The organism is Pseudomonas sp. KBS0707, from assembly GCF_005937945.2.
In the GTDB taxonomy this organism is placed as follows: Bacteria; Pseudomonadota; Gammaproteobacteria; order Pseudomonadales; family Pseudomonadaceae; genus Aquipseudomonas; species Aquipseudomonas amygdali.
The window spans coordinates 4,628,086-4,653,231 of the sequence record NZ_CP041754.1; the positions used below are offsets into that span (position 1 = coordinate 4,628,086).

The window sequence follows — 25,146 nt, forward strand, 5'->3', positions numbered from 1 at the left end:
AGTCACAGGATCAAATCACGTAATTCGTCGGGCATAGCGCCAGGTTTTTGAATGGCAGCCAGGTCAGCATCAGCAAGAGCGTTCCAGGCGTCCTCGTCCCACAGTTGAAACTTGTTGAGCTGGCCCACCAGCATTACGCGCTTGTCCAGCCTGGCGTATTCGCGCAAGCGTGGCGGCACCAGAAAACGCCCGCTGCCATCGAGTTCCAGATCGACGGCATTACCAATCAAAAGCCTTTGCAGACGACGGTTCTCTTCACGAAACGTCGCCAGATCACGAAGTTTTGCCTCTATCAGCTCCCATTCGGAAAGCGGGTACAGGCAAAGACAGGGATCAACGGCATCAATGGTCACGATAAGTTGCCCGGCACTACGCGAATCCAACTCGTCACGGTACCGGCTCGGCATAGCGAGACGGCCCTTGGCATCGAGATTGATCGCGTTGGCACCACGGAACACAGGCGCATTCTCCGAATTTTAGCTTTTTGCGCTGAAAAAACCCACTTCGTGCCACTTTCTGCCACTTGTGCACACTATAGGAACGCGCCCACCACACCGTCAAGGCACGGTCTTAAGGAAAACCCTTACATTTCGGAGATTTAGGAGAGGTATTGGGTATAAAAGGGTAATTTTACGAACGATCTGACAGATAAATCCCACACAACTCAAATCGTTGCGATTCAAAGTTAATGTGATTTATGAGCTGTAAGATTTTTTTGGTATTACGAGAGGGTTTTGCTGCTTGAAACGAAGGGTGAGAAAAAAGGTGGAGAGTCGATCTGTAAGCCGGGTTCTGTCGAGAACAGTCATTCCTCTACGACGGCCATCACTGGACGTCTTTAGCAACCTACCCGGTTCCAGCGCGGGCCACGCCTAGGAACCCTATTTGGTCTTGCTCCGAGTGGGGTTTACCTTGCCACGAACTGTTACCAGACGTGCGGTGCGCTCTTACCGCACCTTTTCACCCTTACCGGCACCGAAGTGCTTAGGCGGTTATTTTCTGTGGCACTTTCCGTAGGCTCACGCCTCCCAGGCGTTACCTGGCACTCCGCCCTATGGAGCCCGGACTTTCCTCCCCCCCCTGTTGCGGAACAACAAGAGGCAGCGACTGTCCAATCGACTCTCCGCCGCCAAGGTTAGCGGCACATGCCTTCAAGAACAAGCTTTAATAGCACGTGGGGCGCACTTGTCCCCGTTATCCACCCCTTTAAAGGCAACTCATCATTCCTTCTGTTTCTCCAGTGCCACCTGATAAAGCAGGTTCTTGCGCACGCCGGTTATTTCGGCTGCCAAGGCTGCGGCGCGCTTGAGAGGCATCTCTGCAAGCAGTAAATCCAGTATGCGGCGCGCCTCCTCACCAATGACATCCTCGTCCTCGGGTGGCGTCCAGCCGGCTATCAGCACCACGCATTCGCCACGCTGCTGATTACTGTCAGCCTCGACAAAAGCCCGCAGCTCACCCAAAGGCAGACCCTTGAGCGTTTCAAAAGTTTTGGTTATTTCACGTGCCAGCAAGGCCTGACGGTCGGCACCGAAGACTTGCTCCATGTCTTGCAGACACTCAAGAATCCGGTGCGGCGCTTCATAATAAATAAGCGTGCGCGGTTCTTCCTTTACTCGCTCAAGCTTTGCCTTGCGCCCTGCAGCCTTGGCGGGAAGAAAGCCCTCGAAAATGAATCGGTCCGAAGGCAGCCCGGCCGCAGAAAGAGCGGCGATCAGGGCGCAAGCGCCCGGCACGGGCACAACCGGTACACCTACAGCACGCGCCTGGCGTACCAGGTGATAACCGGGATCAGAGATCAGCGGCGTGCCCGCGTCGGAAATCAGCGCCACATCATCGCCAGCCAGCAGACGCGTTATGAACCGACTACCCTCATCACGTTCGTTATGCTCGTGACAGGCGGCCAGCGGAGTGGATATCCCGAAGTGCTGCATCAGCCGTGCAGAATGGCGCGTGTCTTCAGCCGCAATCAGCGCGACCTCACGCAACACCTTCAATGCCCGCACGCTCATGTCGTCCAGATTGCCGATAGGAGTCGCCACTACATAAAGCGAGCCCGGAGTGGAATTCGAAACAACCGGAACAGTCAAAACGCAAACCTCACAGGTTAAAGCTGATACTTGGAAAGAATGCATTGTACAGGCTGAAGCACGGCCGAGCGGTTCGCGCATCAGGGATGCCGATAAAAAAGGAATAAATACATGATCAAGGCCGGACACAACACAACGCAGCCCCCTCGAATTGAACGATTTGGCCGCCAGATGACCCTAACGCGACCAATATCACGGCTTTAAACACCTTCGACATCGCACCCCGGCCAGCGCTTGGGTACAATTCCCCGTTAATTCGCTCGAGTTTCAGGAACATACCAATGATCGCTTGTCTGCGGCTGCTCTCTGCCCTCTGCCTCGCTGCCCTTCTCGCAGCCTGTGCCAGCTCGCCCTCGTCCAGCCTTGGCGAGCTGCCTCGAACCCCTGACGCCAGCATCGAGCAGTTGCTTGATCAGGCCACCACAGCCAAAACACCCGAGCAGGCTGCAACGCTGCGCTTGAGTGCAGCCGACCTGGCCGCCCGCCAGAATGACGCAGGACGCGCTGCGCAGATCCTCGGACAGGTGCAAATCGATCAACTCAAACCCGGACTGCAGGTTTTCGCCAGCACATTGTCCGCAGAGCTGGCGATGGGCCGCAATCAGCCCAAGGCAGCACTGACCGCACTGAACCACCCAAGCATGCAACGCCTGGGCGAACTGTCGGTCGAGCAGCAGGTTCGCACCCACATGGTCAAGGCGCGCGCCCTGGAGGCCGATGGCCAGGCCCTGGCGGCCGTCAATGAGCGAGTATTCGCCGGCCCTCTGCTGCAAGGCGCAGAGGCCAGCGCCAACAATGATGCAATCTGGACGCTGGTCTCCGCTCTGCCGGCCGAGCAGTTGCAAAGTACCGCCAGCGGCGATATGGGCGGCTGGCTGAATCTGGCCCGCTCGATCAAAGGCGCAGGCACACTTGAGCAGCAACAGGCGGCCATCGACAACTGGAAAGCCCAGAACCCGAAACACCCGGCAGCGCTGCAACTGCCTACCGCCCTCGCCCAACTGCGCGCCCTGACCAGCGAGCCGATTACCAAAATCGCTCTGCTGCTTCCGCAGGATGGTCAACTGGCCGCCGTTGCCAAAGCGTTGCGCGAAGGCTTCATGGCCGCGCACTTCCAGGCACAACAAGCAGGACAGAATCCACCCGCCATCCAGGTGTTCGACAGCTCGCGCGTTACCTCGATGGATGAGTTCTACCGTCAGGCCCAGGCCGCTGGCGTACAGCTGGTCGTAGGTCCGCTGGAGAAGAACCTCGTCAAACAGTTGAACAGCCGCCAGCAGCTTCCGATCACTACCCTGGCGCTGAACTACAGCGACACCAGCAACGAAGGCCCCGCTCAGCTGTATCAGTTTGGTCTGGCTGCCGAAGACGAAGCCCGCGAAGTTGCACGTCGCGCCTGGGCCGATGGCAAGCGCAGCGCTGTAGCAATGGTGCCGAAAGGCGAATGGGGCGACCGCGTACTGGATGCCTTCCGCAAGAGCTGGCAGGCCAAGGGCGGTACGCTGATCGCAGCCGAGCACGTTGACCAGCCCGTAGAACTGGCACAACAGGTCGCCGATCTGTTCCAGTTGCGCAACAGTGAAGGCCGCGCCCAGCGCCTGCAGAGCACTGCCGGTACTCAGGTAGCCGCGCAGCCAAGCCGTCGCCAAGACATTGACTTCATGTTCCTCGCCGCGACGCCGCAACAAGCGCAGCAGATCAAGCCAACCATGGTTTTCCAGTACGCAGGCGATGTTCCGGTCTACGCCACCTCACACCTGTTCACCAACAGCAACGATCATGCGCAGTACATGGACCTCAACGGTGTGCGCTTCTGCGAGACGCCATGGCTGTTGAACGCTGAAGACCCACTGCGCCAGCAAGTCACCGCGCAATGGCCACAAGCTGCTGGCAGCCTTGGCCGCCTGTACGCAATGGGCATCGACGCCTACCGCCTGGCCCCACGCCTTGCGCAACTCAAGGCGATGCCTGACAGCCGCATCGATGGCCTGTCGGGCAGCCTGAGCATCAACCCTGGCCGTCGCGTCGAGCGCCAGCTGCCATGGGCGGAGTTCGTCGACGGCAAGATCCAACGCCTGCCGGACACAGCGCCTTGATGCCACGCAGCAGCCGCCAACAAGCAGGGCGCGAGGCTGAAGCCTTCGCCCTGCAGTTTTTGCAACGACAGGGGCTGCACCTGATTGAACAAAACTGGTTATGCAAACGCGGCGAGCTTGATCTAGTCATGCTTGACGGCGATACAGTAGTATTCGTCGAAGTTCGCTACCGGCGCCATTCAGGCTGGGGTGGCGCTACGGAAAGCGTTGATTTTCGCAAGCAGGCAAAACTTGTCACTGCCGCACAGCTTTTTCTGCAGCAAGCAACAGACTGGGCCAGTCACCCCTGTCGTTTCGACGTGATCGCCATTGAAGGCCAGCCTGGCAACGCTGCACCGCTGAACTGGATCAAGAGTGCTTTTGACAGCTGACCTTGCACACGGGCACAGCAGCCCTGCCGTGTTAATGACCTGCAATAGCTTCTACGCTCACCGATTTCGCTATTTGTTTTGCCGGCTGCACACCTTGTGTGCCGGATAGCTCCCGGGAGAACCCGGCGCATCCGTCCCGCCGCCGTACGCTCTAATTAAGGTCACATTGATGGACATGCAATCCCGAATTCGCCGGCTGTTCCAGGCCAGCATCGAAACCAAGCAACAGTCGATGGAAGTCCTTGCACCCTATATCGAGCAAGCCAGTCAGGTCATGGTCAATGCCCTGCTCAACGAGGGCAAGATGCTCGCGTGTGGCAACGGCGGGTCGGCTGGCGATGCACAGCACTTTTCCTCGGAACTGCTTAACCGTTTCGAGCGCGAGCGGCCGAGCCTGCCAGCCATCGCCCTGACAACCGACAGCTCGACGATCACCTCGATCGCCAACGATTACAGCTACAACGAAATCTTTTCCAAGCAGATCCGCGCACTGGGCCAGCCAGGTGATGTGCTGCTGGCTATTTCTACCAGCGGTAACTCGGCAAATATTATTCAGGCCATCCAGGCCGCACATGATCGCGAAATGATTGTCGTAGCATTGACGGGACGCGACGGTGGCGGCATGGCTTCCCTGCTATTGCCCGAGGACGTGGAGATCCGCGTACCTGCCAATGTCACGGCACGCATACAAGAAGTCCATCTGCTGGCGATCCATTGCCTTTGCGATTTGATCGACAGCCAACTGTTCGGGAGTGAAGAATGACCCCTAATCGTCTCAGCCTATTGGTTCTGACACTGTGCCTGAGTGTCACCGGATGCAGCTCGGTGATCACGGCCACTCGCGACAAGCCGATCGAAGATGATCGCGGCACCCGCACCTTCGGCAGCAAGATCGATGACTCGCTGATCGAGACCAAGGCAGCCGTCAACATTTCCAAAGCCAACCCTGATCTCGCAGAAGGCTCGCACATCGTTGTGACCAGCTTCAACGGCATCGTGCTGCTGGCTGGCCAGACACCCCGCGCCGACCTCAAGGCAATTGCCGAACAGGCCGCCAGCTCGGTCCAGCGCGTCAAGAAGGTCAACAACGAGTTGCAGGTCATGGCACCCTCTTCGCTGCTGGCGCGTAACAACGATGCCTGGCTGACCACCAAGATCAAAAGCCAGATGATTGCCGACGCCTCCATTCCCGGCTCGCGCATCAAGGTGGTGACCGAGAACGGTATTGTGTTCCTGCTGGGCCTGGTGACTCAGGATGAAGCCAATCGCGCCACCAACCTGGTACAGGGCGTCTCCGGCGTGCAGAAGATCGTCAAACTGTTTGAGTACATCGACTGACGGGTAACTGGCAGGCGAAAAAAAGGCGATCCGGAGATCGCCTTTTTTATTGCGCATTTTTTACTTCACGACCTTCAGACTCGGCCGGCCACTCGGGCGCGGTGGCTCGCTGTCGGGCGGAGTATCATCTTCGATCTCGATTTCCTCACCCTCATCCATGGAAGGCTCCAGATCGAAAACCATACCCTGACCGTTTTCACGGGCATAAATACCCAGGATGGCAGCTACAGGCACGTAAAGCGTGTGCGGCACACCGCCGAAGCGGCCTTCGAAGCTGACGGCCTCGTTATCCATATGCAGATGACGCACCGCACTTGGCGAAACATTCAGGACAATCTGCCCGTCATTGGCAAACCCTTGCGGGACCTGCACCGAGGGGTAATCCGCATTGACCAGCACGTGCGGGGTGCAATCGTTATCGACGATCCACTCATAGAGAGCGCGAACAAGATAAGGGCGACTGGAGTTCATTAACGGCTCCTTAAGCCTTAGCGCATTTCACGTTCGGCAGCAGACAGACTCGCCTGAAAAGCCTCACGCGCAAATTGGCGCTCCATGTAATCAAGCAACGGCTTGGCAGGCCGCGGCAATTCAATACCCAAAATTGGCAAACGCCAGAGTATGGGGAGTAGACAGCAGTCAACAAGACTTAGCTCGTCGCTCATGAAAAAAGCTTTTTCCGCGAACAACGGTGAAACCCCGGTCAGACTTTCACGAAGCTCCTTGCGCGCCTGAACACGAGCAGGCTCTTTGCTGCGCGTATTAAGGATCAGGTCCACAAGGCCACACCAGTCTCGCTGGATGCGATGGATCAACAGACGGCTGTTGGCGCGAGCAACGGGATAGACAGGCAGCAAGGGCGGATGCGGATAGCGCTCATCCAGGTATTCCATCACCACCGTCGACTCGTACAACGCCAGGTCACGATCAACGAGAGTCGGCAAGCTGCCATACGGATTTACTTCAATCAGCTGCGGCGGATGACGACCTGCCACAACCTCAATGATTTCGGCGCTGACACCCTTCTCGGCGAGCACAATGCGCACACGATGAGAATAGTGGTCGGCGGGGTCGGAGTAGCAGGCCAACCGGTTGGTCACGCCCATGGCGATCCTCCTCGCTTGTTAAAATTTATCGGACAGACGAACGAATACGCCTTAAGGGCGCATCCGATAATGAACGCAACAGGACAGGTGTTCGTCGCGGGCCACAAGATAGCTCATTTACGCGATGTAAATTCTGTAATCTTCGCCGACAGGCTTATAAATCTCGCAATATCGACGTGACAAGCCCAGCTTGAAAACACCTCGACCGCAAAAATCACACCCATAAAAAAAACGCCCAGCCCCGCGAGGGGATGGACGTTCTTTCTTTGAACGAAGAACGAATTAACGCTTCGAGTACTGCGGACGCTTACGCGCTTTACGCAGACCGACTTTCTTACGTTCAACTTCACGAGCATCGCGAGTCACGAAGCCTGCTTTACGCAGAGCGCCACGCAGAGTCTCGTCGTATTGCATCAGAGCGCGAGTGATACCGTGGCGGATTGCGCCAGCCTGACCACTTACACCGCCACCGATAACGGTGACGTAGATGTCGAACTTTTCAACTGTCTCGGTCAGTTCCAGCGGCTGACGAACTACCATGCGGGCAGTTTCGCGACCGAAGAAATTGTCCAAGGAGCGGTTGTTGATCGAGATGTTACCAGTACCCGGACGCAGGAAGACGCGAGCGGTTGCGGTCTTGCGACGGCCAGTGCCGTAATTTTGAGTCGCCGACATAATGAACTATTCCGTTAAAACTTCAGTTCTTGGGGCTGCTGAGCAGTATGAGGGTGTACAGCGCCCGCATAGACTTTCAGCTTACGATACATGTCGCGACCCAGCGGGTTCTTAGGCAGCATGCCTTTGACCGCGGTCTCGATCACGCGCTCAGGAGCTTTGGCGATCAGCTTTTCGAAGTTGATCGACTTGATCCCGCCCGGAAAACCGGAGTGTGAGTAGTAGATCTTGTCGGTGGTTTTGGCACCAGTAACGCGGATCTGCTCGGCATTGATCACGACGATGTAGTCGCCGGTATCAACGTGCGGAGTGTATTCCGGTTTGTGCTTGCCACGCAGACGGCTCGCGATTTCGGTGGCCAGACGACCCAGGGTCTGACCAGCAGCGTCGACGACGAACCAGTCGCGCTTAACTGTTTCCGGTTTAGCAGTAAAAGTTTTCATTCTTTATAGCCTCAGGGGCCGCCCTGAAAATTAGACGGCGGATCTTACTGAATAGTGCGTACTTTGACAAGTCAAAGGCAGCCGGAAACAGACGCTATCGGGGGCTCGGGTCAGCGCGTCCGTTATACGGCAAGATTCTTCGGCAGACGGCGCATCACTTCCACTGCAAAGAGCTGGCGGATTATACAGACTGTAAAAATAACCTCAACCGGATTTTTTGTTCACATTCTGTTTATTGCCTGCGAGGCGTGGATTGGCGGATATTTACCCGCTTAGCACAAAGCCATCATGCGCACCTCTCGTAGAGATCCTGGCATGAGGAGGCTGGACACACCCGACAAAAAATAAGACGATCCAGCCGTTGCTTGACCATTTACCCATATAAGAATAACGATTATGCCGATCCAACACGCCACTCTGCTGCGCCGCGTAAGCATTCTGACCACCGACAAGATGTTTGCCTCGACGGTCATGCAGGCCAAAGACTTCTTCCACTTAGCCAGCCTGCGCTACAGCAAACAACTGGGCCAGGGCCTGGTGCCCGCTTTCGAAACCCGCCTCGTCAGCCCGGACGGACTCTCCGTCAGCAGCTTCAGCGACGTCACATTGCCAGTCGACGGCGCGCTGTGCCAAAGCGACATCATCGTTATCCCGGCCTTTTGGGATGATTTTGAAACCCTGTGCGAACGCTACCCGCAGATCCTGCCCTGGCTGCGTGAGCAACACGCTAACGGTGCCGTACTCTGCGCCGAAGCCACCGGGGTCTACTGGCTTGCCGAGGCAGGATTGCTCGACGGCAAGGAAGCGACTACCTACTGGCGCTTCTTCGGTGCATTTGCCGAACGCTACCCCAAGGTGCTGCTCAACCAGGAAAAGCACCTGACTGACGCTGATAACGTGTACTGCGCAGGGGGCACAACGTCAGCGTGCGACCTCTACATCTACCTGATCGAGCGGTTCTGCGGTGCCAACGTCGCGCAGGCCGTGGCCCGCGATATTCTTTACGAGGTACGCCGCACCTACTCACCGGGCCGTATAGGCTTTGGCGGGCAGAAACTGCATCAGGACGTGGTGATTCTGCAGATTCAGCACTGGCTGGAAGAGCACTTTGCCGACAAGTTCCGCTTTGAAGATGTGGCCCGAGAGCACGGTATGAGCATTCGCAATTTCATGCGCCGCTTTCAGACCGCAACCGGTGACAAGCCGCTGCATTACCTGCAACGGCTGCGGATCGAAACGGCAAAGGGATTGCTGTCAGGGTCTCGCAAAAGCATCAAGACCATCAGCTACGAGGTGGGCTATGACGACGCCAGCTTCTTCGCCCGGCTGTTTCGCCAACACACCGAGCTGTCACCTAACCAGTACCGGCAGCAGTTCGAGAGCCAGAAGGAAAAGCTGTGAGCTGCAAGCTGCAGCATGGGCGAGTTTCAAGCGTGTAGTTTGAAACTCGCCGCTTGCAGTCGCTGCTAGGGCTTGTGCGCCCGCGAGAGGAATTCGTGGGATTGCATTTCCAGCAGACGGCTCAGGGTGCGTTGAAACTCGAACATCAACCGGCCACCGGTGTACAGGTCCTTCAACTCAACCTCGGCTGAAATGATCAGCTTGACGTTGCGATCGTAGAACTCGTCGACCATGTTGATAAAACGTCGGGCGATGTCATCGGTAGAAACGTCCATCTGCTCGACGCCACTGATCAGCACAGCATGAAAGATCTTGCCCAGCTCGATGTAGTCGTTCTGGCTGCGTGGCCCGTCGCACAGCTCGCGGAAGTCGAACCAGGCCACATCATCACAGGTACGCAGGGCACGGATCTCGCGGTTTTCGATCATCAACACATCGTTTTCGATGGTTTCGGCGCAATCCGGGGTCAGGGCCTTGAAGCTTTTGCGCAGGCTTTCCTGCGCAACTTCGTTGAGCGGGAAGTGAAACAGCTCAGCCTGTTCCAGGTGACGCAGACGGTAATCGACGCCGCTGTCGACGTTGACGATATCGGTGTTCTGTTTGATCAGCGCAATTGCAGGCAGGAAACGCGCGCGTTGCAGGCCGTCCTTGTACAAACCGTCCGGAACGATGTTGGAGGTTGCCACCAGCGTTACGCCATTTTTGAACAGTTCTTCCATCAGCGTGCCCAGAATCATGGCATCGGTGATGTCGGAAACAAAGAACTCGTCGAAACAGATAACCCGTGCCTCGTCGGAAAAACGCTTGGCGATGATCGTCAGAGGATTTCGCTCGCCCTTGAGGGTCTTCATCTCTTCGTGCACGCGCTTCATGAAGCGGTGGAAGTGCGTACGGACCTTGTCCTGAAACGGCAGCGCGTCAAAGAACGTGTCGACCAGGTAGGTCTTGCCACGGCCTACGCCACCCCAGAAGTACAAACCCTTGACCAGGGTCGGCTCTTTCTTGCCAAACAGCTTGCCGAACAGGCCGGGCTTGCTGTCGTGAGCGGCAACCAGATCGTCATACAGGCGCTGCAAATGGCGCACAGCGTTTTCCTGCGCGGCATCGTGAAAGAAGTCCGGGCGTTTCAGATCAGATTGATATCGTTCTAGGGGCGTCATAATTCGTTAGCAAGGCAACAAAAACGGGTCGTCACTGTAGCGACGACCCCGGGGATTGGCAATCAGTCCTGTTGAGGAGCAAGTGCCAGCTTAAGGGTTTGAATCGCGTTGTCGCGCGCAATGGCATCGGCGAACTCCGGGCTATCGGCTACACACTCGCCGTCCAGCCACAGCGTGAAACCATTGGCTTCACTGCGCAGATCCAGCTCACCGCCCTGCTGCAACTGCTTGCTGGCGATGCCGGCCGCCTTGCCGTCGGCAAAATTGCGCGACAACAGCAGCTGCTCGCCATCGGCGGCCAGCAGGCGGAAACGGAAGCTGCCGTCGTCTTCACGGAAACTGACGAAACGCGCGCCCTTGGTGGCCTTTTTCTTGCCGGTATCGGCGTTTTGCACCGTGGCGCGGAACGAGCGCAGGCCCACCGCCTCACGCAGCTCCTCCAGAAACGGCGTGGCAACCCTACGCGCCTTCTGCGCGCCGGCGAGCAGGATATCTTCGAGATCGGCAGGACGCTCGATCAGCCTCAGATATTTTTCACGGGGCTCGCTCAATTGCGCATCCAGCAAGGTGAACAGACGATTCTTCGCTTCGCCCCAACCCAGACCCTGCAATAGATCGGAACGGAATTCAGCGCACTGCTCTGTCGTCGAAAACGCTTGATACAGGGTGAACAGGTGCGAGGTGTCCGGATCCTTCGCTTCACCCGGCGCGCGCGAGTCGGTGACGATGCGCGATATGGCGCTTTTCATCTCCTTGGCGCTGCTGAACAACGGAATGGTGTTGTCGTAGCTTTTCGACATCTTGCGCCCGTCCAGACCGGGTAGCGTGGCGACGCTCTCTTCGATCAAGGCCTCGGGCATGACAAAGAATTCCTTGCCATTGCCAAACAGGTGATTGAACCGCTGGCCGATGTCGCGGGCCATTTCAACGTGCTGGATCTGGTCGCGCCCCACAGGAACCTGATGCGCATTGAACATCAGAATGTCAGCAGCCATCAGTACCGGATAGCTGTACAGTCCCATGGTGATGCCCGCATCCGGGTCCTCGCCACCTTCGACGTTCTTGTCCACTGATGCCTTGTAGGCGTGCGCGCGATTAAGCAGGCCCTTGGCCGCCACGCAGGTGAGCAGCCAGGTCAGTTCCGGGATCTCTGGAATGTCCGACTGGCGATAGAACGTCACACGATCAACGTCCAGGCCAGCTGCCAGCCAGGTCGCAGCGATTTCCAGACGCGAGCGCTGAATGCGCAGCGGGTCATCGCATTTGATCAACGCGTGGTAGTCGGCCAGAAAATAGAACGAGTCGAAGTCACTCTGGCGACTGGCAACAATGGCCGGGCGAATAGCGCCCGCGTAGTTACCCAGATGGGGAGTGCCGGTGGTCGTGATACCGGTCAGGATACGAGTGGTCATGGCAGGTCGCTTATCTAAAGGATGCAATACGGGCTGCAATCAGTTGGAAAGTCGCGGCAGAAGCAGATCTTTCAGATCGGTCAGCTTGCCGTGAAAAAAGTGTCCGCATTCTGCCACTTTCAGCAGCTCATGGGGGCGTTGCAGCGCGACCGACCATTCATAGACCGTTTCAGGATCGATCACTTCATCGTCTTCTGGCTGAATGATCGTCAGCGGACAGCCTTGCGGCAAGACGCTTTGATCCTTGAGCCGCGAGGCCGCTGCAGCAATCAGAAACAAATGCGTCAGTTTTTCACCCTGCCCTTCAAGACGACCGCCCAGGTTGGCGGCAACGTAGCCACCGAAAGAAAAACCGAACAGAGTCATGGGCAGATCAGGATGTTGCGCGCGCAGCCACTTGGCGGCAGCCTGGGCGTCATCGATCTCACCTGGCCCGGCGACCGACGTACCGGCACTGGCACCGACACCGCGATAATTGAAGCGTAAGGTGATCAAACCTTGATCCCTTGCGGTACGCTGCAACGTCGAGACGACTTTATTGAGCATCGTTCCGCCCTGTATCGGGTTAGGATGGCAGATCAGTGCAACGCCTCGGGCGTCGGGTACATCCTGATACAGCGCTTCGAGCTGGCCTTCTGGGCCATCGATAAATAATGGGGTTTCACGCATGAGCAAAACAGAACTCCGTGACCTCGAAATGGGTCGACTCGTCTAGCTGATTGTCTGCGGCTTGCATATCAACGATACGTCGCGGGTATACAGCGCAGGTTCCAGCCGTTAACGTAAAGCAAAGCCGTTTATAGAGGAAGGACTCGTGGAACACTCGCTCTTAGTCTGGTTGTTGCCGACGCTCGCCCTGGTGGCCGGTGTCGTCATTGGTTTTCTGGTAGCACGCCTGCTGCCCAACACCGTTCCGAACAGCACCCAGCGCCAGCTGGACAACATTCAGGAGCGCTTCGACACCTATCAGAACGAGGTAGTCACGCACTTCAACAGCACGGCCAATCTGGTACAGAAGCTTTCGCAGAGCTATCAGGATGTTCAGGAACACCTTGCCGAGGGCGCCAATCGTCTGGCTCTCGACGAGCTGACCCGCCAACGCTTGCTGGCCGCCCTGCACCCTGAGGCCAATCATGCGCACCGCGATCATCGCGACCGCCTGACCCCTCCGCGCGACACCGAGACACCCAAGGACTACGCCCCCAAGTCGCCCAACACGCCTGGAATGCTGGATGAGCATTACGGCCTGAAAAGGTAAGGATTCACAGCCACACAAAAGCCCGTTACAGAGAACATCTGCAGCGGGCTTTTTTGTGCCCTACCCCTTCGCGAGCAATGCGGGTTGCCACGCCGGTCGCTCCCACAAGATCGTGCGTGCGCACCATTGTGGGAGCGAGCTTGCTCGCGAAGAGGCCAATGCAGGCGCTGAAAACCATTGGGTTTTCACGCCTGCATGCGTATCAGATCACGCTGCGGCTGCGCAGCAGATCCAGCACCTGTTTAACGCTTTCTTCCAGGTTGAGTGTCTGCGTATCGATCACCAGATCGGCATTCAGCGGCACGTCATACGGAAAGGACTCGCCAGGAATGTTGTCGCCATCAGCGGCATACAGGCCTTGCGGGTCACGCTCGCGGCAGACTGCTGGCGACGCCTGAACATAGACGGTCAGCAGACGATCCTTGCCGATCAGCGCCTTGGCGCGCTCACGGCCCTCGGCATCCGGCGCCACAAAGGCAGCCAGGGTCAGCAGGCCCGCTTCGTTGAACTGGCGCGCCACGTGGGCAGCACGGCTCCAGTTCTCGGTACGCCCGGCACGGTCCTGTGGCAAGCCCTTGTTCAGGTCATGACGCAGGTTCTGACCGTCCAGCACATAGACCGCACGGCCCATGTCGAACAACTTACGCTCGACCGCATACGCCAACGTACTTTTGCCTGCGCCGGACAGGCCGCTGAGCAATACGGTAGCCGGCTGCTGGCCGAAACGCTGCGCACGCTCTTCAGTCGAGACGTGGGCCAGCTCGCCATGATGCTGCGAGCCACCGCCTGAAACCGGCCTGGCAATGATCATGCCCGCTGCCACAGTGCCATTGGTCAGACGATCGATGACGATGAACGAGCCAGTGGTGGGGTTTCTGTCATAGCCGTCCAGCGCGATGGGCGCATCGAGGCTGACTTTGACGCGTCCGATCTCGTTCAACTGCAACGAGCTGGCAGGGCCTTCCTGCAGCGTGTTCACATCGACCCGATGAGTAATGCTGGCAATAGAGCCAGGCACATAGCTGGTAGCGCGCTTGATGTCGTACTTCTTGCCCGGCAGCATGGGCTCTTCGGCCATCCACACCAGCATCGCGTCGAACGCATCGCTGACCTGTGGGACGTTGTCGGCATGCACCAGCAGATCACCGCGGGAAATGTCGATCTCGTCTTCCATGGTCAACGTCACGGCCTGCCCCGGACCGGCCTGCTCCAGCTCGCCTTCAAAAGTGACGATGGACTTCACACGGCTGCTCTTGCCCGACGGCAGCACGACGATCTCGTCGCCCTTGTGCACGATACCGCTGGCCAGCGTACCGGCGAAACCGCGGAAGTTCAGGTTTGGACGGTTGACGTACTGCACCGGGAAACGCAGGTCCGCATAGTTGCGGTCGCTGGCAATTTCGACGGTCTCGAGAATTTCCATCAGCGACTGGCCGGTGTACCAGGGCGAACGCTCGCTCTTGTTCACCACGTTGTCGCCCTTGAGCGCCGACATTGGAACAAACGCCATGGTGGTCGGCTTGAACGCGATACCCTCGGCGAACTTCAGGTAATCGGCCTTGATCGACTCGAACACGCCCTCATCGAAGCCGTTGAGGTCCATCTTGTTGATGGCGACGACGATGTGCTTGATGCCCAGCAGAGAGGCGATATAGCTGTGACGACGGGTCTGGGTCTGTACGCCATAGCGCGCGTCCACCAGAATGATCGCCAGGTCACAGGTCGAAGCGCCGGTGGCCATGTTACGGGTGTACTGCTCATGGCCCGGCGTATCGGCAATGATGAACTTGCGCTTAGCCGTGGAGAAATAGCGATAGGCAACATCGATAGTGATGCCCTGCTCCCGCTCGGCCTGCAGACCATCCACCAGCAACGCCAGATCGACGTCATCGCCGGTGGTGCCGGACTTCTTCGAGTCCCGGGTGATGGCTTCAAGATGATCTTCATAGATCATCTTCGAGTCATGCAGCAGACGTCCGATCAGCGTGCTCTTGCCGTCATCGACGTTGCCACAGGTAAGAAAGCGCAGCATTTCCTTGCGTTCGTGCTGGCCCAGATAGGCGAGGATGTCCTCGCTGATCAAATCAGATTGATGCGACATGTGACACCCCTTAGAAATAACCCTGACGTTTCTTTTCTTCCATCGAACCGGCACCGTCATGGTCAATGACCCGGCCCTGGCGTTCGGAAGTTCGTGTCAGCAGCATTTCCTGAATGATGTCGGTCAGGCTGGTCGCTTCGGACTCGACAGCACCGGTCAGCGGGTAGCAGCCCAGCGTGCGGAAACGGACCTTTTTCTTGACGATGCGCGACTTCTCTTCATCGGTGAGATGCTCGAGGATGCGCTCGTCGTCGATCATGATCAGCGTACCGTTCTTCTCGATCACGTCGCGCTCGGCGGCGAAGTACAGCGGCACGATAGGGATGCCTTCAAGGTAGATGTACTGCCAGATATCCAGCTCGGTCCAGTTGGAGAGCGGGAACACTCGGATAGACTCGCCTTTGTTGACGTTGCCGTTATAGACATTCCACAGCTCGGGGCGCTGGTTTTTAGGGTCCCACCGATGTTTGCTGTCGCGGAACGAATAGACGCGTTCCTTGGCCCGGGACTTTTCTTCGTCGCGCCGGGCACCGCCGAAAGCGGCATCGAAACCATGCTTGTCGAGCGCCTGCTTCAGGCCCTCGGTCTTCATGATGTCGGTATGTTTGGCGCTGCCGTGGGTGAAGGGGTTGATGCCCTGCGCCACACCATCGGGGTTGATGTGAGTGATCAGGTCCAGGCCCATTTCCTCGACCATCTTGTCGCGAAAACGATACATCTCCTGGAATTTCCAGCGAGTATCGACGTGCATGACCGGAAATGGCAATTTACCGGGGAAGAATGCCTTGCGCGCCAGGTGCAGCATCACGGCGGAATCCTTGCCGATCGAGTACAGCATCACCGGGTTATCGAACTCGGCGGCGACCTCGCGGATGATGTGGATGCTTTCCGCCTCCAGCTGTTTCAGATGCGTCAGTTTGTCAACCATGGCTACTCACGGATTGCGTTCGTTATGGACCGGGAAACCCCGGGGCGGCCTGCGGGCCGTATTCGAGCCGAGCACTTTAACATGCGTGATATCGCTAATCAGCGATGCAGCTAGATCGAAACGATCTATGCATATGCCCTGCTGTTTGATCGTTCAAATCGGGTTCGGGCAGTCGATGAAGATATGCTCGAGCGCAAAGCGTCGGGCCAGGTAATCACCCAGGGCCTGAACGCCATATCGCTCGGTGGCGTGATGACCGGCCGCGATGAAGCTGATGTCGTTCTCCCGTGCGCTGTGGAATGTCTGCTCCGACGCTTCACCACTCAGGAAAAGATCAACGCCTTCCAGCACTGCCTGATCAATGTAGTTCTGACCACCGCCCGTGCACCAGCCGACACGGCGAATCATCTGACTGCCTTCGATGAGCAATGGCTCACGCCCCAGCGCATCCTGCACGCGACGGGCAAAATCCCGCGGCGTCATGGGTTCGGACAACGAACCGATCAAGCCGACCACTCGCGAATTTTCGGGGTCCAGCGGGCCTTCGACAGTGATGTCCAACTGACGTGCCAGCTGTACGTTATTGCCCACTTCAGGGTGCACGTCCAGCGGCAGGTGGTAGGCAAGCAGGCTGATGTCGTGCTTGAGCAGAGTTTTCAGGCGGCGCTGCTTCATGCCGACAACACAGGGGTTTTCGCCTTTCCAGAAATAACCGTGATGGACCAGAATCAGATCAGCCTGAGCCTCTACGGCAGCGTCCAGCAATGCCTGGCTGGCCGTCACGCCGCTGACGATGAGCATCACTTGAGGCCGACCCTCGACCTGAAGGCCATTAGGGCAATAATCCTGAATCCGGGCACTGTTCAGATAGCGGTCGGCTTCTTCGACCAGGGTGCTCAGGGCAACAGCCATAAAAGACTCCTAAATATGCAGTTCAGAGCTGCGTTGTACTCGTATAATGCCCGCCATTATGGCGCACCCGTGGCAAAACTTTCTGCGCCCGCAACCATCAGGACTTGTTAAATGTTCAAGGCACTGCGTTTTTTCGGCTGGCCATTGCTGGCTGGCGTGCTTATCGCCATGCTGATTATTCAGCGCTATCCGCAGTGGGTCGGCCTGCCGAGCCTGGATGTCAATCTGCAACAGGCTCCGCAGACCACCAACGTCATGCAAGGTCCGTCGTCCTATGCCGATGCGGTCATTGCCGCAGCGCCCGCGGTGGTCAACCTCTACACCACCAAGATGGTCAACAAGGGCAACAATCCGCTTTTCGAAGACCCGCAGTTCCGGCGCTTCTTCGGCGACAATACGCCCAAGCAGAAGCGCATGGAGTCGAGCCTTGGCTCTGGCGTGATGATGAGCCCTGAAGGCTACATACTGACCAACAACCACGTCACCACTGGCGCGGACCAGATCGTGGTAGCGCTAAAAGACGGCCGCGAAACCATTGCCCGGGTCATCGGCAATGATCCGGAAACCGATCTGGCAGTGCTCAAGATCGACTTGAAAAACCTCCCGGCAATCACCATCGCGCGCTCTGACGGCATTCGCATCGGCGACGTTGCACTGGCCATCGGCAACCCGTTCGGGGTCGGTCAGACCGTGACCATGGGGATCATCAGTGCCACCGGGCGCAATCAATTGGGCCTCAATACCTACGAAGACTTCATTCAGACCGATGCGGCCATCAACCCGGGTAACTCGGGCGGTGCGCTGGTAGACGCCAGCGGCAATCTGATCGGCATCAATACCGCGATTTTTTCCAAGTCCGGCGGCTCGCAGGGCATCGGCTTTGCCATTCCGACCAAGCTGGCGATGGACGTTATGAAGTCGATCATCGAACACGGTCAGGTCATTCGTGGCTGGCTGGGCATCGAAGTTCAACCGCTGACCCAGGAACTGGCCGAGTCATTCGGGCTGAAGGATCGTCCCGGAATCGTTGTGGCGGGTATCTTCCGCGATGGACCGGCGCAGAAAGCCGGGCTGCAACTGGGTGATGTGATTCTGAGCATCAATGGCGAACCCGCTGGCGACGGTCGTCGCTCGATGAACCAGGTGGCGCGCACCAAACCCAAGGACAAGATTGCTATCGACGTAATGCGCAACGGCAAGGAGATGCGCTTGAGCGCCGAAGTCGGCCTGCGCCCACCACCCGCCCCGACACCCGCCGCAGCGCCGGAGTGATGCGCCATTACCTGAAAGTGCGGTACAGCACAGATCTGTGACGCCGGGAATAAAGGGCATCCGGGCTTCTGCCCGAAGGGCGTGGGGGGCGAGCTTGCTCGCGAAGAAAGTGTTTCAATCGATGCATTTTCGGCGTTTGTGCAGGCCCTTTCGCGAGCAAGCTCGCTCCCACAGGTCCGGAGTGTTTTCAAGCCATGCGAGACACTCACACAGGTCCGGGTTGTTTCAAGCCATGTGGATGCTCTGCGGCAGCGATGATCTTGTGGGAGCGAGCTTGCTCGCGAATACGGTGTTTCAGTCGATGCATTTTCGGCGCTTGTGCAGGCCCTTTCGCGAGCAAGCTCGCTCCCACAGGTCCGGAGTGTTTCAAGCCATGCGAGACACTCACACAGGTCCGAAGTGTTTCAAGCCATGTGGATGCTCTGCGGCAGCGATGATCTTGTGGGAGCGAGCTTGCTCGCGAAGGCGGATTACCTGATCAATGGAGTTTCAGCGGCTGCACGGGCTTCTTCGCGAGCAAGCTCGCTCCCACAGACCCGGAATGTTTTCGAGCCATTTGGATTACTCACATAGGTCGGCGGTGTTTCCAGGCCATGCGGATGCTCTGCGGCATCGATGATCCTGTGGCAGCGCAAGGTCAGCCCGTTTTCGGGCTGACCGATCCGCGTCTCAGATATCGCTCAAACCTTCCAGCAACGCCTGATGCTGCTCTGGCGTGCCGATGCTGATGCGCAGGAACTGGGCGATACGCTGCTGTTTGAAGTGGCGAACGATGACGCCCTGCTCGCGCAGTTTCGCAGCCAGGGCTGCAGCATCGTGTTGCGGGTGGCGGGCGAAGATGAAGTTCGCTGCCGAAGGCAGCACTTCGAAGCCTTTGCCCTGCAACTGTTCGACCAGCGCCTCGCGACTTTCGATGACCTTGTTGCGGGTCGACTCGAAGTGCTCGCGGTCCTCGAAAGCTGCCGCACCACCCACATTGGCCATACGGTCCAGCGGATAGGAGTTGAAGCTGTTCTTGACCCGCTCCAGCGCTTCGATCAGATCAGAATGCCCCACCGCCAGGCCGACACGCAGACCGGCCAGCGAGCGCGACTTTGACAAGGTCTGAGTGACCAGCAGGTTCGGGTAGCGATCAACCAGCGTGATCGCGGTCTCGCCACCAAAGTCGATGTACGCTTCGTCAACGACGACCACTGAATCCGGGCTGGCCTTGATAATCTGCTCGACCTTGTCCAGACCGAGCAGGCAACCGGTCGGTGCATTCGGGTTGGGGAAGATGATCCCGGCATTGGGCTTGGCGTAGTCTTCGGCACGAATCTGGAACTGATCATCCAGCGCGATCATTTCGTAATCGATCCCGTACAGACCGCAGTAGACCGGATAGAAGCTGTAGCTGATGTCCGGAAACAGCAGCGACGCATCGTGCTGAAACAAGGCGTGAAAGATGTGCGCCAGCACTTCGTCTGAACCGTTGCCCAGGAACACCTGATTGGGCTGCACCTTGTAGTAATCGGCGACAGCGTGCTTGAGCAGGTCGCTGTTGGGGTCCGGGTACAGACGCAAGTCGTCGGTCAGCGCGGCACGCATGGCCTCGACAGCCTTGGGCGACGGGCCATACGGGTTTTCATTGGTATTGAGCTTGACCAGCCGGGTCAGCTTCGGCTGCTCGCCCGGCACGTAAGGCACCAGGCCGCTGACAAAAGGGCTCCAGAATTTGCTCATTATTTGCCGTCCTCTGTATTGCCTGCTTTCCAGTCGGGATCAGTAATTCGATATTCAGCACTACGGGCATGGCCGCTCAGGGATTCGCCACGAGCCAGCACCGACGCTGTCTTGCCCAGCTCGGACGCACCCTGCGGCGAGCAGTAGATGATAGACGAGCGCTTCTGAAAATCGTACACGCCCAGCGGCGAGGAAAAACGCGCCGTGCCGGAGGTCGGCAGTACGTGGTTGGGACCTGCGCAATAGTCGCCCAGTGCTTCGGAGGTGTGGCGCCCCATGAAAATCGCACCCGCATGGCGGATTTGCGGCAGCCAGGCTTCCGGATCGGCGACCGACAATTCAAGGTGCTCAGGCGCAATGCGATTGGCAACTTCGATGGCTTGCGCCATGTCTGCCACTTTTATCAATGCGCCGCGACCGTTGATCGACGTTTCGACGATAGCCGCGCGCTCCATGGTTGGCAGCAGACGCGTGATACTGGCAGCAACCTTGTCGAGAAAATCGGCATCCGGACTGACCAGAATGGCCTGGGCATCTTCATCGTGCTCGGCCTGGGAGAACAGGTCCATGGCAATCCAGTCAGGATCGGTCTGGCCGTCACACACCACAAGAATCTCGGAAGGACCGGCGATCATGTCGATCCCGACCTGACCGAATACGTGGCGCTTGGCGGTGGCCACATAAATATTCCCGGGGCCGACAACCTTATCGACCTTTGGCACGCTTTCAGTGCCGTAGGCCAGCGCTGCCACAGCTTGCGCACCGCCGATGGTGAACACCCGGTCGACACCCGCAATACAGGCAGCGGCCAGCACCAGTTCGTTGATTTCACCACGCGGTGTCGGCACGACCATGACCACCTCGGTCACGCCCGCCACTTTGGCCGGAATGGCATTCATCAATACCGAAGACGGGTACGAGGCTTTGCCACCGGGCACATACAGGCCTGCGCGGTCCAGCGGCGTAACCTTCTGGCCCAGCACCGTGCCATCGGCCTCGGTATAGCTCCAGGAATCCTGTTTCTGCTTTTCGTGGTAGCTGCGCACACGCTCGGCGGCTTTTTCCAGCGCCTCGCGCTGGACCGGCGTGATGCGGGTCAATGCCAGTTCCAAGCGCTCGCGAGGCAGAATCAGGTCGGCCATCGACGCGACCTGCAGCCCGTCAAACTTCTGGGTGAACTCGACCAACGCCTCGTCGCCGCGCTCACGTACCGCCTTGATGATGTCGAGCACGCGCTGGTTGACCGAGTCGTCAGACACGCTTTCCCAGCTCAGCAGGTGATCCAGATGTCGTGCGAAATCCGGGTCAGCAGCGTCGAGTCGGCGAATTGCAGTGGGCGTGGTCATAGCGGGGGCCTCAATAATTGGCGGATGCTCAGGAGCCTAAAGCTACCAAGCTATCCGCGCAGGCACCTGAGAAATTTGGCTATGACACGGATAGCTGGACGCAACTCAACGTTGCGTGAATGAATCAGCTACGGTGTCGCGACTCCACTGCCTTGCGCAGGGTGTCGATGAGGGCCTGAATGCGTGCGTGCTGCATCTTCATGGAAGCCTTGTTGACTACCAGACGCGAGCTGATGGTAGCGATCAGTTCCTGAGGCTCAAGGCCATTTGCTCGCAAGGTATTACCGGTGTCGACCACGTCGATGATCTTGTCTGCCAGACCAATCAGCGGTGCCAGCTCCATGGAGCCGTACAGCTTGATGATATCGACCTGACGACCCTGCTCGGCGTAGTAACGCTTGGCAACGTTGACGAACTTGGTCGCCACGCGCAGACGGCCCTTGGGCTCGACCGCACCGATGGCACCGGCAGTCATCAGCTTGCACTTGGCAATCTGCAGGTCCAGAGGCTCGTAAAGGCCCTGGCCGGTATATTCCATCAACACATCCTTGCCCGCGACGCCCAGATCGGCGGCACCATGCTCGACATAGGTCGGCACATCGGTGGCACGCACGATCAGCAGGCGCACGTCAGCCTGGGTCGTGGGGATGATGAGCTTGCGGCTCTTGTCCGGATTCTCGGTCGGCACGATGCCCGCTTCAGCGAGAAGCGGCAGGGTGTCGTCAAGAATGCGGCCCTTGGACAGTGCGATGGTCAACATGGGAAACGTAAGTCCTTATCAGGAAACTTTTGTCACGACGCAAGCGGCGCATGACAACCCTCAAGCGTGTTCGGCCTGAAGTGAAACGAATCAGAAATCACACCCGCGACAGAACAGGCGGCCCCGATGCCAGTGGCATCAGGGCCGCGCGCTACTAGCCCGGAACGCGGCGGATCTTGGCGCCCAGCATTTGCAGCTTCTCTTCGATGCACTCGTAACCACGGTCGATGTGGTAGATGCGGTCTATCAGTGTGTCGCCCTGGGCAACCAGCGCAGAGATCACCAGACTGGCCGATGCACGCAGGTCGGTCGCCATAACTGGCGCGCCCTTGAGCACTTCGGTGCCGGTGACAATGGCAGTGTTGCCTTCAACCTGGATCTGAGCGCCCATGCGGTGCATTTCATACACGTGCATGAAGCGGTTTTCAAAGATGGTCTCGATGACCGCACCCGTACCTTCGGCAATCGCATTGAGCGAGATGAACTGCGCCTGCATGTCGGTCGGAAACGCTGGATACGGCGCGGTACGCACGTTGACAGCCTTTGGACGCTTGCCGTGCATGTTCAGCTCGATCCAGTCTTCACCGGTCGTGACTTCGGCACCGGCTTCCTGAAGCTTGAGCAGCACCGCTTCAAGGATGGTCGGATCAGTGTCCTTGACCTTGACGCGACCACCGGTAACGGCAGCGGCTACCAGATAGGTGCCGGTCTCGATACGGTCAGGCATGACCTTGTAGGTGGCCGGGCCCAGACGCTTGACGCCATCGATAGTGATGGTGTCGGTGCCTGCGCCGTGAATTTTTGCGCCCATCGCGATCAGGAAGTTGGCCAGATCGACAACCTCGGGCTCGCGAGCAGCGTTCTGCAGAACGCTGCGGCCGTTGGCGAGGCTGGCGGCCATCATGATGTTTTCAGTACCGGTCACACTCACGGTATCGAAGAAGAAGTTGGCACCACGCAAGCCACCCTCGGGTGCCTTGGCCTTGATGTAGCCACCCTCGACATCGATGATCGCGCCCATGGCCTCAAGACCACGAATATGCAGATCAACCGGCCGCGAACCAATGGCGCAGCCGCCTGGCAGCGCCACTTCGGCCTCGCCGAAGCGAGCGACCATCGGGCCCAATACCAGAATCGACGCACGCATGGTTTTCACCAGTTCGTACGGGGCGACCAGAGTCTTGATGGTGCGCGGGTCGATCTCGACGCTGAGCTTTTCATCGATCACAGGCTCGATGCCCATGCGACCGAACAGCTCGATCATGGTGGTGATGTCGTGCAGGTGGGGCAGGTTCTGAACAGTAACCGGCCCGTCAGCCAGCAACGTGGCGGCAAGGATCGGCAAGGCAGAGTTCTTTGCCCCGGAAATGCGAATTTCGCCATCAAGACGAACGCCGCCGGTAATAATCAATTTATCCATTAGAGTCTCGACACCAATTGGCTCAGGAACGCTCGGCCCATGCAGCGCGGCTGAAAAATTTCATGGTCACCGCGTGGATGCTGCCATCGGCAATCCAGGGGTTCAGATGGGTATAAATCTGTTGCTGACGCTTGACCGGACTCAGGCCGGACAACTCGTCGCTGATAATATTCAGCTGGAAGTTGCAGCCTTCGCCTTCGACTTCCACTTTGATTTCCGGCAGCTTTCCTTCAAGGAAGCTTTTAACTTCTACGGCCTGCATGCTTAACCTCGATCGGCGCTGTACGCGCGCGGGTCGGCCATCATACAAAAAAAGCCCATGTTATGCGAAGCCCGACAAGCAGGTCCCGGATAAAGGGCTTTTTCGATGACGCCTGTCAGTGAGTGTCCAGTAGCTCGGTCAGACCTGATACACGGGCTATCTGACGCATGTCTTCAGGCAGCGAGCGCACAGTGATCGACTTGCCTGCCTCCTGTGCATCACGCATGAAAGCCAGCAGCAAGGCGAGGCCTACGCTGCTGGATTTCTCGACACCCGAGCAATCAAGTGTCAGATCGGCCAGATCACCCGACTTGATCAGCGCCGCACCCTGCTTGCGCAGCTGTGGCCCGGTGCGGTAATCCAGCACACCCATCAGCCTGAGCTCGCCAGGCCCGACGAGGCAGACGGCGGACTCTGTCATTGTGCAGGCTTCTGCGCAGCGTCTACGGTGGACTTGGTCTTGGCCACTTCGCCAGCCCAGTTGTTGATGGTGGTATCCAGGTTGTTGCCGTTGCGCTGCATGGCATCGGCGAACTGATCACGGAACAGCTTACCGATATTGATACCGTTGATGACAACGTTACGCACCTTCCACTCGCCGTTCAGTTTGACCAGCGTGTAGGAAACCGGATAAAGCGCGCCGTTGTTGCCTTTGACCTGCATATCCACGCTGGTACGGTCATCACCTTCGTCCTTGGCAGGTGCTACGGTGATGCCCTGGTTGTTGAACTCAAGCAGCGCGTTACCGTAGAACTGCATCAGGCTGCGCTTGAAGTTTTCTTCAAAGCGCTTCACCTGCTCAGGCGTCGCTTTGCGGGAGTACTTGACGGTCATGATGCTTTTGGAAATGCCATCGGCATCCACGACAGGACCGACAATGCGGTTCAGTGCGTCATAGAACGCGCTTGGGTTGGCTTTGTACTGCTCGCGATTGGTCGCCAGGTCACTCAACAGTTCCTTGGTGGTGCGCTCCACCAGGTCATGAGCCGACGGGGTCGCCGCGGCATTCGCCAGCATTGGCAGAGCGGCCAGCAATACCAGCAGGCCACGGCGCAGAATAGAGATCATTTGAA

The 25,146-nt window shown here is 58.0% G+C and carries 26 protein-coding genes and 1 other RNA gene; 7 read left to right on the forward strand and 20 right to left on the reverse strand.

Features of this window, described 5'->3' with window-relative positions:
• Positions 1-2: 2 nt before the first annotated feature.
• The 3 genes from mraZ to rsmI all read right to left on the reverse strand — a co-directional run bounded on the left by mraZ (position 3) and on the right by rsmI (position 2,090).
• Positions 3-458, reverse strand: a complete 456-nt coding sequence (mraZ, locus tag FFH21_RS21960) for a division/cell wall cluster transcriptional repressor MraZ (protein ID WP_002555055.1) — start codon at positions 456-458, stop codon at positions 3-5.
• Positions 459-765: 307 nt separating this feature from the next.
• Positions 766-1,123, reverse strand: an RNA gene (gene rnpB, locus FFH21_RS21965) — RNase P RNA component class A.
• 97 nt (positions 1,124-1,220) lie between these two features.
• Positions 1,221-2,090, reverse strand: a complete 870-nt coding sequence (gene rsmI, locus FFH21_RS21970) for a 16S rRNA (cytidine(1402)-2'-O)-methyltransferase (protein ID WP_029240916.1) — start codon at positions 2,088-2,090, stop codon at positions 1,221-1,223.
• A 281-nt stretch (positions 2,091-2,371) separates the two neighbouring features.
• On the opposite strand from rsmI, the gene FFH21_RS21975 reads away from it, so the two are divergent.
• The 4 genes from FFH21_RS21975 (at position 2,372) to FFH21_RS21990 (ending at position 5,895) form a co-directional block, all read left to right on the forward strand.
• Positions 2,372-4,186 (forward strand): penicillin-binding protein activator, encoded by a 1,815-nt coding sequence (locus FFH21_RS21975; RefSeq protein ID WP_011169428.1) that lies wholly within the window; start codon positions 2,372-2,374, stop codon positions 4,184-4,186.
• Positions 4,186-4,557 (forward strand): YraN family protein, encoded by a 372-nt coding sequence (locus tag FFH21_RS21980; RefSeq protein WP_004656540.1) that lies wholly within the window; start codon positions 4,186-4,188, stop codon positions 4,555-4,557. The genes FFH21_RS21975 and FFH21_RS21980 overlap by 1 nt, the downstream gene beginning before the upstream one ends.
• 169 nt (positions 4,558-4,726) lie before the next feature.
• The gene (locus FFH21_RS21985; RefSeq protein WP_002555059.1) at positions 4,727-5,320 is read left to right on the forward strand and encodes a phosphoheptose isomerase; all 594 of its coding nucleotides are present in this window, start codon (positions 4,727-4,729) and stop codon (positions 5,318-5,320) included.
• Positions 5,317-5,895 carry a BON domain-containing protein gene (locus FFH21_RS21990; protein ID WP_002555060.1) on the forward strand — a complete coding sequence of 193 codons (579 nt, stop codon included), beginning with the start codon at positions 5,317-5,319 and terminating at the stop codon, positions 5,893-5,895. The genes FFH21_RS21985 and FFH21_RS21990 overlap by 4 nt, the downstream gene beginning before the upstream one ends.
• A 60-nt stretch (positions 5,896-5,955) precedes the next feature.
• Here FFH21_RS21990 and FFH21_RS21995 read toward each other — a convergent pair whose 3' ends face one another.
• From FFH21_RS21995 to rplM, 4 genes are all read right to left on the reverse strand, one after another.
• Positions 5,956-6,366 (reverse strand): ClpXP protease specificity-enhancing factor, encoded by a 411-nt coding sequence (locus tag FFH21_RS21995; RefSeq protein ID WP_004656546.1) that lies wholly within the window; start codon positions 6,364-6,366, stop codon positions 5,956-5,958.
• Between the two features lie 17 nt (positions 6,367-6,383).
• A complete protein-coding gene (locus FFH21_RS22000) occupies positions 6,384-7,001 on the reverse strand; it encodes a glutathione S-transferase N-terminal domain-containing protein (protein ID WP_011169429.1) in 618 nt (205 codons plus the stop codon).
• A 282-nt stretch (positions 7,002-7,283) separates the two neighbouring features.
• Positions 7,284-7,676, reverse strand: coding sequence for a 30S ribosomal protein S9 (gene rpsI / locus FFH21_RS22005; RefSeq protein WP_002555064.1), 393 nt, complete (start codon positions 7,674-7,676; stop codon positions 7,284-7,286).
• A gap of 14 nt (positions 7,677-7,690) precedes the next feature.
• Positions 7,691-8,119: a 50S ribosomal protein L13 gene (gene rplM / locus FFH21_RS22010; protein WP_002555065.1), complete on the reverse strand. Its 429-nt coding sequence runs from the start codon at positions 8,117-8,119 to the stop codon at positions 7,691-7,693.
• A 453-nt stretch (positions 8,120-8,572) separates the two neighbouring features.
• On the opposite strand from rplM, the gene FFH21_RS22015 reads away from it, so the two are divergent.
• The gene (locus FFH21_RS22015; protein ID WP_162840014.1) at positions 8,573-9,520 is read left to right on the forward strand and encodes a GlxA family transcriptional regulator; all 948 of its coding nucleotides are present in this window, start codon (positions 8,573-8,575) and stop codon (positions 9,518-9,520) included.
• Between the two features lie 65 nt (positions 9,521-9,585).
• Here the strand turns inward: FFH21_RS22015 and zapE are convergent, their stop codons facing one another.
• The 3 genes from zapE to FFH21_RS22030 form a co-directional block, all read right to left on the reverse strand.
• Entirely contained in the window at positions 9,586-10,680 is a 1,095-nt protein-coding gene (zapE, locus tag FFH21_RS22020; RefSeq protein ID WP_002555066.1) for a cell division protein ZapE, read from the reverse strand.
• Between the two features lie 62 nt (positions 10,681-10,742).
• Complete coding sequence (locus tag FFH21_RS22025) at positions 10,743-12,092, reverse strand: tryptophan--tRNA ligase (protein ID WP_004666187.1); 1,350 nt, start codon at positions 12,090-12,092, stop codon at positions 10,743-10,745.
• 39 nt (positions 12,093-12,131) lie between these two features.
• The gene (locus FFH21_RS22030) at positions 12,132-12,761 is read right to left on the reverse strand and encodes an alpha/beta hydrolase (RefSeq protein WP_004656559.1); all 630 of its coding nucleotides are present in this window, start codon (positions 12,759-12,761) and stop codon (positions 12,132-12,134) included.
• A gap of 145 nt (positions 12,762-12,906) precedes the next feature.
• On the opposite strand from FFH21_RS22030, the gene FFH21_RS22035 reads away from it, so the two are divergent.
• Positions 12,907-13,350 (forward strand): YhcB family protein, encoded by a 444-nt coding sequence (locus tag FFH21_RS22035; RefSeq protein WP_004656562.1) that lies wholly within the window; start codon positions 12,907-12,909, stop codon positions 13,348-13,350.
• Between the two features lie 202 nt (positions 13,351-13,552).
• Here the strand turns inward: FFH21_RS22035 and cysN are convergent, their stop codons facing one another.
• The 3 genes from cysN to FFH21_RS22050 form a co-directional block, all read right to left on the reverse strand.
• Entirely contained in the window at positions 13,553-15,451 is a 1,899-nt protein-coding gene (gene cysN / locus FFH21_RS22040) for a sulfate adenylyltransferase subunit CysN (protein ID WP_004656563.1), read from the reverse strand.
• Between the two features lie 10 nt (positions 15,452-15,461).
• Positions 15,462-16,379, reverse strand: coding sequence for a sulfate adenylyltransferase subunit CysD (gene cysD, locus FFH21_RS22045; RefSeq protein ID WP_002555071.1), 918 nt, complete (start codon positions 16,377-16,379; stop codon positions 15,462-15,464).
• Positions 16,380-16,532: 153 nt separating this feature from the next.
• Positions 16,533-17,291: a Nif3-like dinuclear metal center hexameric protein gene (locus tag FFH21_RS22050; protein ID WP_011169430.1), complete on the reverse strand. Its 759-nt coding sequence runs from the start codon at positions 17,289-17,291 to the stop codon at positions 16,533-16,535.
• A gap of 111 nt (positions 17,292-17,402) precedes the next feature.
• Between FFH21_RS22050 and algW the strand changes: the two genes are divergently transcribed.
• Positions 17,403-18,563 (forward strand): Do family serine endopeptidase AlgW, encoded by a 1,161-nt coding sequence (gene algW / locus FFH21_RS22055; RefSeq protein WP_004656566.1) that lies wholly within the window; start codon positions 17,403-17,405, stop codon positions 18,561-18,563.
• Positions 18,564-19,232: 669 nt separating this feature from the next.
• Here algW and hisC read toward each other — a convergent pair.
• From hisC to FFH21_RS22095, 7 genes are all read right to left on the reverse strand, one after another.
• A complete protein-coding gene (hisC, locus tag FFH21_RS22060; protein WP_011169431.1) occupies positions 19,233-20,285 on the reverse strand; it encodes a histidinol-phosphate transaminase in 1,053 nt (350 codons plus the stop codon).
• Positions 20,285-21,631, reverse strand: coding sequence for a histidinol dehydrogenase (hisD, locus tag FFH21_RS22065; RefSeq protein WP_004666188.1), 1,347 nt, complete (start codon positions 21,629-21,631; stop codon positions 20,285-20,287). The genes hisC and hisD overlap by 1 nt, the downstream gene beginning before the upstream one ends.
• Positions 21,632-21,755: 124 nt before the next feature.
• On the reverse strand, positions 21,756-22,391 hold the full coding sequence (gene hisG, locus FFH21_RS22070) for an ATP phosphoribosyltransferase (RefSeq protein ID WP_002555077.1): 636 nt from the start codon (positions 22,389-22,391) through the stop codon (positions 21,756-21,758).
• Positions 22,392-22,545: 154 nt separating this feature from the next.
• Positions 22,546-23,811, reverse strand: coding sequence for a UDP-N-acetylglucosamine 1-carboxyvinyltransferase (gene murA, locus FFH21_RS22080; protein ID WP_002555078.1), 1,266 nt, complete (start codon positions 23,809-23,811; stop codon positions 22,546-22,548).
• A 22-nt stretch (positions 23,812-23,833) separates the two neighbouring features.
• A complete protein-coding gene (locus tag FFH21_RS22085) occupies positions 23,834-24,073 on the reverse strand; it encodes a BolA family protein (protein WP_004656581.1) in 240 nt (79 codons plus the stop codon).
• A 115-nt stretch (positions 24,074-24,188) separates the two neighbouring features.
• A complete protein-coding gene (locus FFH21_RS22090) occupies positions 24,189-24,494 on the reverse strand; it encodes a lipid asymmetry maintenance protein MlaB (protein ID WP_004656583.1) in 306 nt (101 codons plus the stop codon).
• Positions 24,491-25,141 (reverse strand): phospholipid-binding protein MlaC, encoded by a 651-nt coding sequence (locus FFH21_RS22095; protein WP_004666189.1) that lies wholly within the window; start codon positions 25,139-25,141, stop codon positions 24,491-24,493. The genes FFH21_RS22090 and FFH21_RS22095 overlap by 4 nt, the downstream gene beginning before the upstream one ends.
• Positions 25,142-25,146 lie beyond the last annotated feature (5 nt).

What these genes read in the sequence shown, in the direction of transcription:
- FFH21_RS21975 (WP_011169428.1), top strand. Translation starts at nt 2,372, where the DNA reads ATGATCGCTTGTCTGCGGCTGCTCTCTGCCCTCTGCCTCGCTGCCCTT.
- FFH21_RS21980 (WP_004656540.1), top strand. Translation starts at nt 4,186, where the DNA reads ATGCCACGCAGCAGCCGCCAACAAGCAGGGCGCGAGGCTGAAGCCTTC.
- FFH21_RS21985 (WP_002555059.1), top strand. Translation starts at nt 4,727, where the DNA reads ATGGACATGCAATCCCGAATTCGCCGGCTGTTCCAGGCCAGCATCGAA.
- FFH21_RS21990 (WP_002555060.1), top strand. Translation starts at nt 5,317, where the DNA reads ATGACCCCTAATCGTCTCAGCCTATTGGTTCTGACACTGTGCCTGAGT.
- FFH21_RS21995 (WP_004656546.1), bottom strand. Translation starts at nt 6,366, where the DNA reads ATGAACTCCAGTCGCCCTTATCTTGTTCGCGCTCTCTATGAGTGGATC.
- FFH21_RS22000 (WP_011169429.1), bottom strand. Translation starts at nt 7,001, where the DNA reads ATGGGCGTGACCAACCGGTTGGCCTGCTACTCCGACCCCGCCGACCAC.
- rpsI (WP_002555064.1), bottom strand. Translation starts at nt 7,676, where the DNA reads ATGTCGGCGACTCAAAATTACGGCACTGGCCGTCGCAAGACCGCAACC.
- rplM (WP_002555065.1), bottom strand. Translation starts at nt 8,119, where the DNA reads ATGAAAACTTTTACTGCTAAACCGGAAACAGTTAAGCGCGACTGGTTC.
- FFH21_RS22015 (WP_162840014.1), top strand. Translation starts at nt 8,573, where the DNA reads ATGTTTGCCTCGACGGTCATGCAGGCCAAAGACTTCTTCCACTTAGCC.
- zapE (WP_002555066.1), bottom strand. Translation starts at nt 10,680, where the DNA reads ATGACGCCCCTAGAACGATATCAATCTGATCTGAAACGCCCGGACTTC.
- FFH21_RS22025 (WP_004666187.1), bottom strand. Translation starts at nt 12,092, where the DNA reads ATGACCACTCGTATCCTGACCGGTATCACGACCACCGGCACTCCCCAT.
- FFH21_RS22030 (WP_004656559.1), bottom strand. Translation starts at nt 12,761, where the DNA reads ATGCGTGAAACCCCATTATTTATCGATGGCCCAGAAGGCCAGCTCGAA.
- cysN (WP_004656563.1), bottom strand. Translation starts at nt 15,451, where the DNA reads ATGTCGCATCAATCTGATTTGATCAGCGAGGACATCCTCGCCTATCTG.
- cysD (WP_002555071.1), bottom strand. Translation starts at nt 16,379, where the DNA reads ATGGTTGACAAACTGACGCATCTGAAACAGCTGGAGGCGGAAAGCATC.
- FFH21_RS22050 (WP_011169430.1), bottom strand. Translation starts at nt 17,291, where the DNA reads ATGGCTGTTGCCCTGAGCACCCTGGTCGAAGAAGCCGACCGCTATCTG.
- algW (WP_004656566.1), top strand. Translation starts at nt 17,403, where the DNA reads ATGTTCAAGGCACTGCGTTTTTTCGGCTGGCCATTGCTGGCTGGCGTG.
- hisC (WP_011169431.1), bottom strand. Translation starts at nt 20,285, where the DNA reads ATGAGCAAATTCTGGAGCCCTTTTGTCAGCGGCCTGGTGCCTTACGTG.
- hisD (WP_004666188.1), bottom strand. Translation starts at nt 21,631, where the DNA reads ATGACCACGCCCACTGCAATTCGCCGACTCGACGCTGCTGACCCGGAT.
- hisG (WP_002555077.1), bottom strand. Translation starts at nt 22,391, where the DNA reads ATGTTGACCATCGCACTGTCCAAGGGCCGCATTCTTGACGACACCCTG.
- murA (WP_002555078.1), bottom strand. Translation starts at nt 23,811, where the DNA reads ATGGATAAATTGATTATTACCGGCGGCGTTCGTCTTGATGGCGAAATT.
- FFH21_RS22085 (WP_004656581.1), bottom strand. Translation starts at nt 24,073, where the DNA reads ATGCAGGCCGTAGAAGTTAAAAGCTTCCTTGAAGGAAAGCTGCCGGAA.
- FFH21_RS22090 (WP_004656583.1), bottom strand. Translation starts at nt 24,494, where the DNA reads ATGACAGAGTCCGCCGTCTGCCTCGTCGGGCCTGGCGAGCTCAGGCTG.
- FFH21_RS22095 (WP_004666189.1), bottom strand. Translation starts at nt 25,141, where the DNA reads ATGATCTCTATTCTGCGCCGTGGCCTGCTGGTATTGCTGGCCGCTCTG.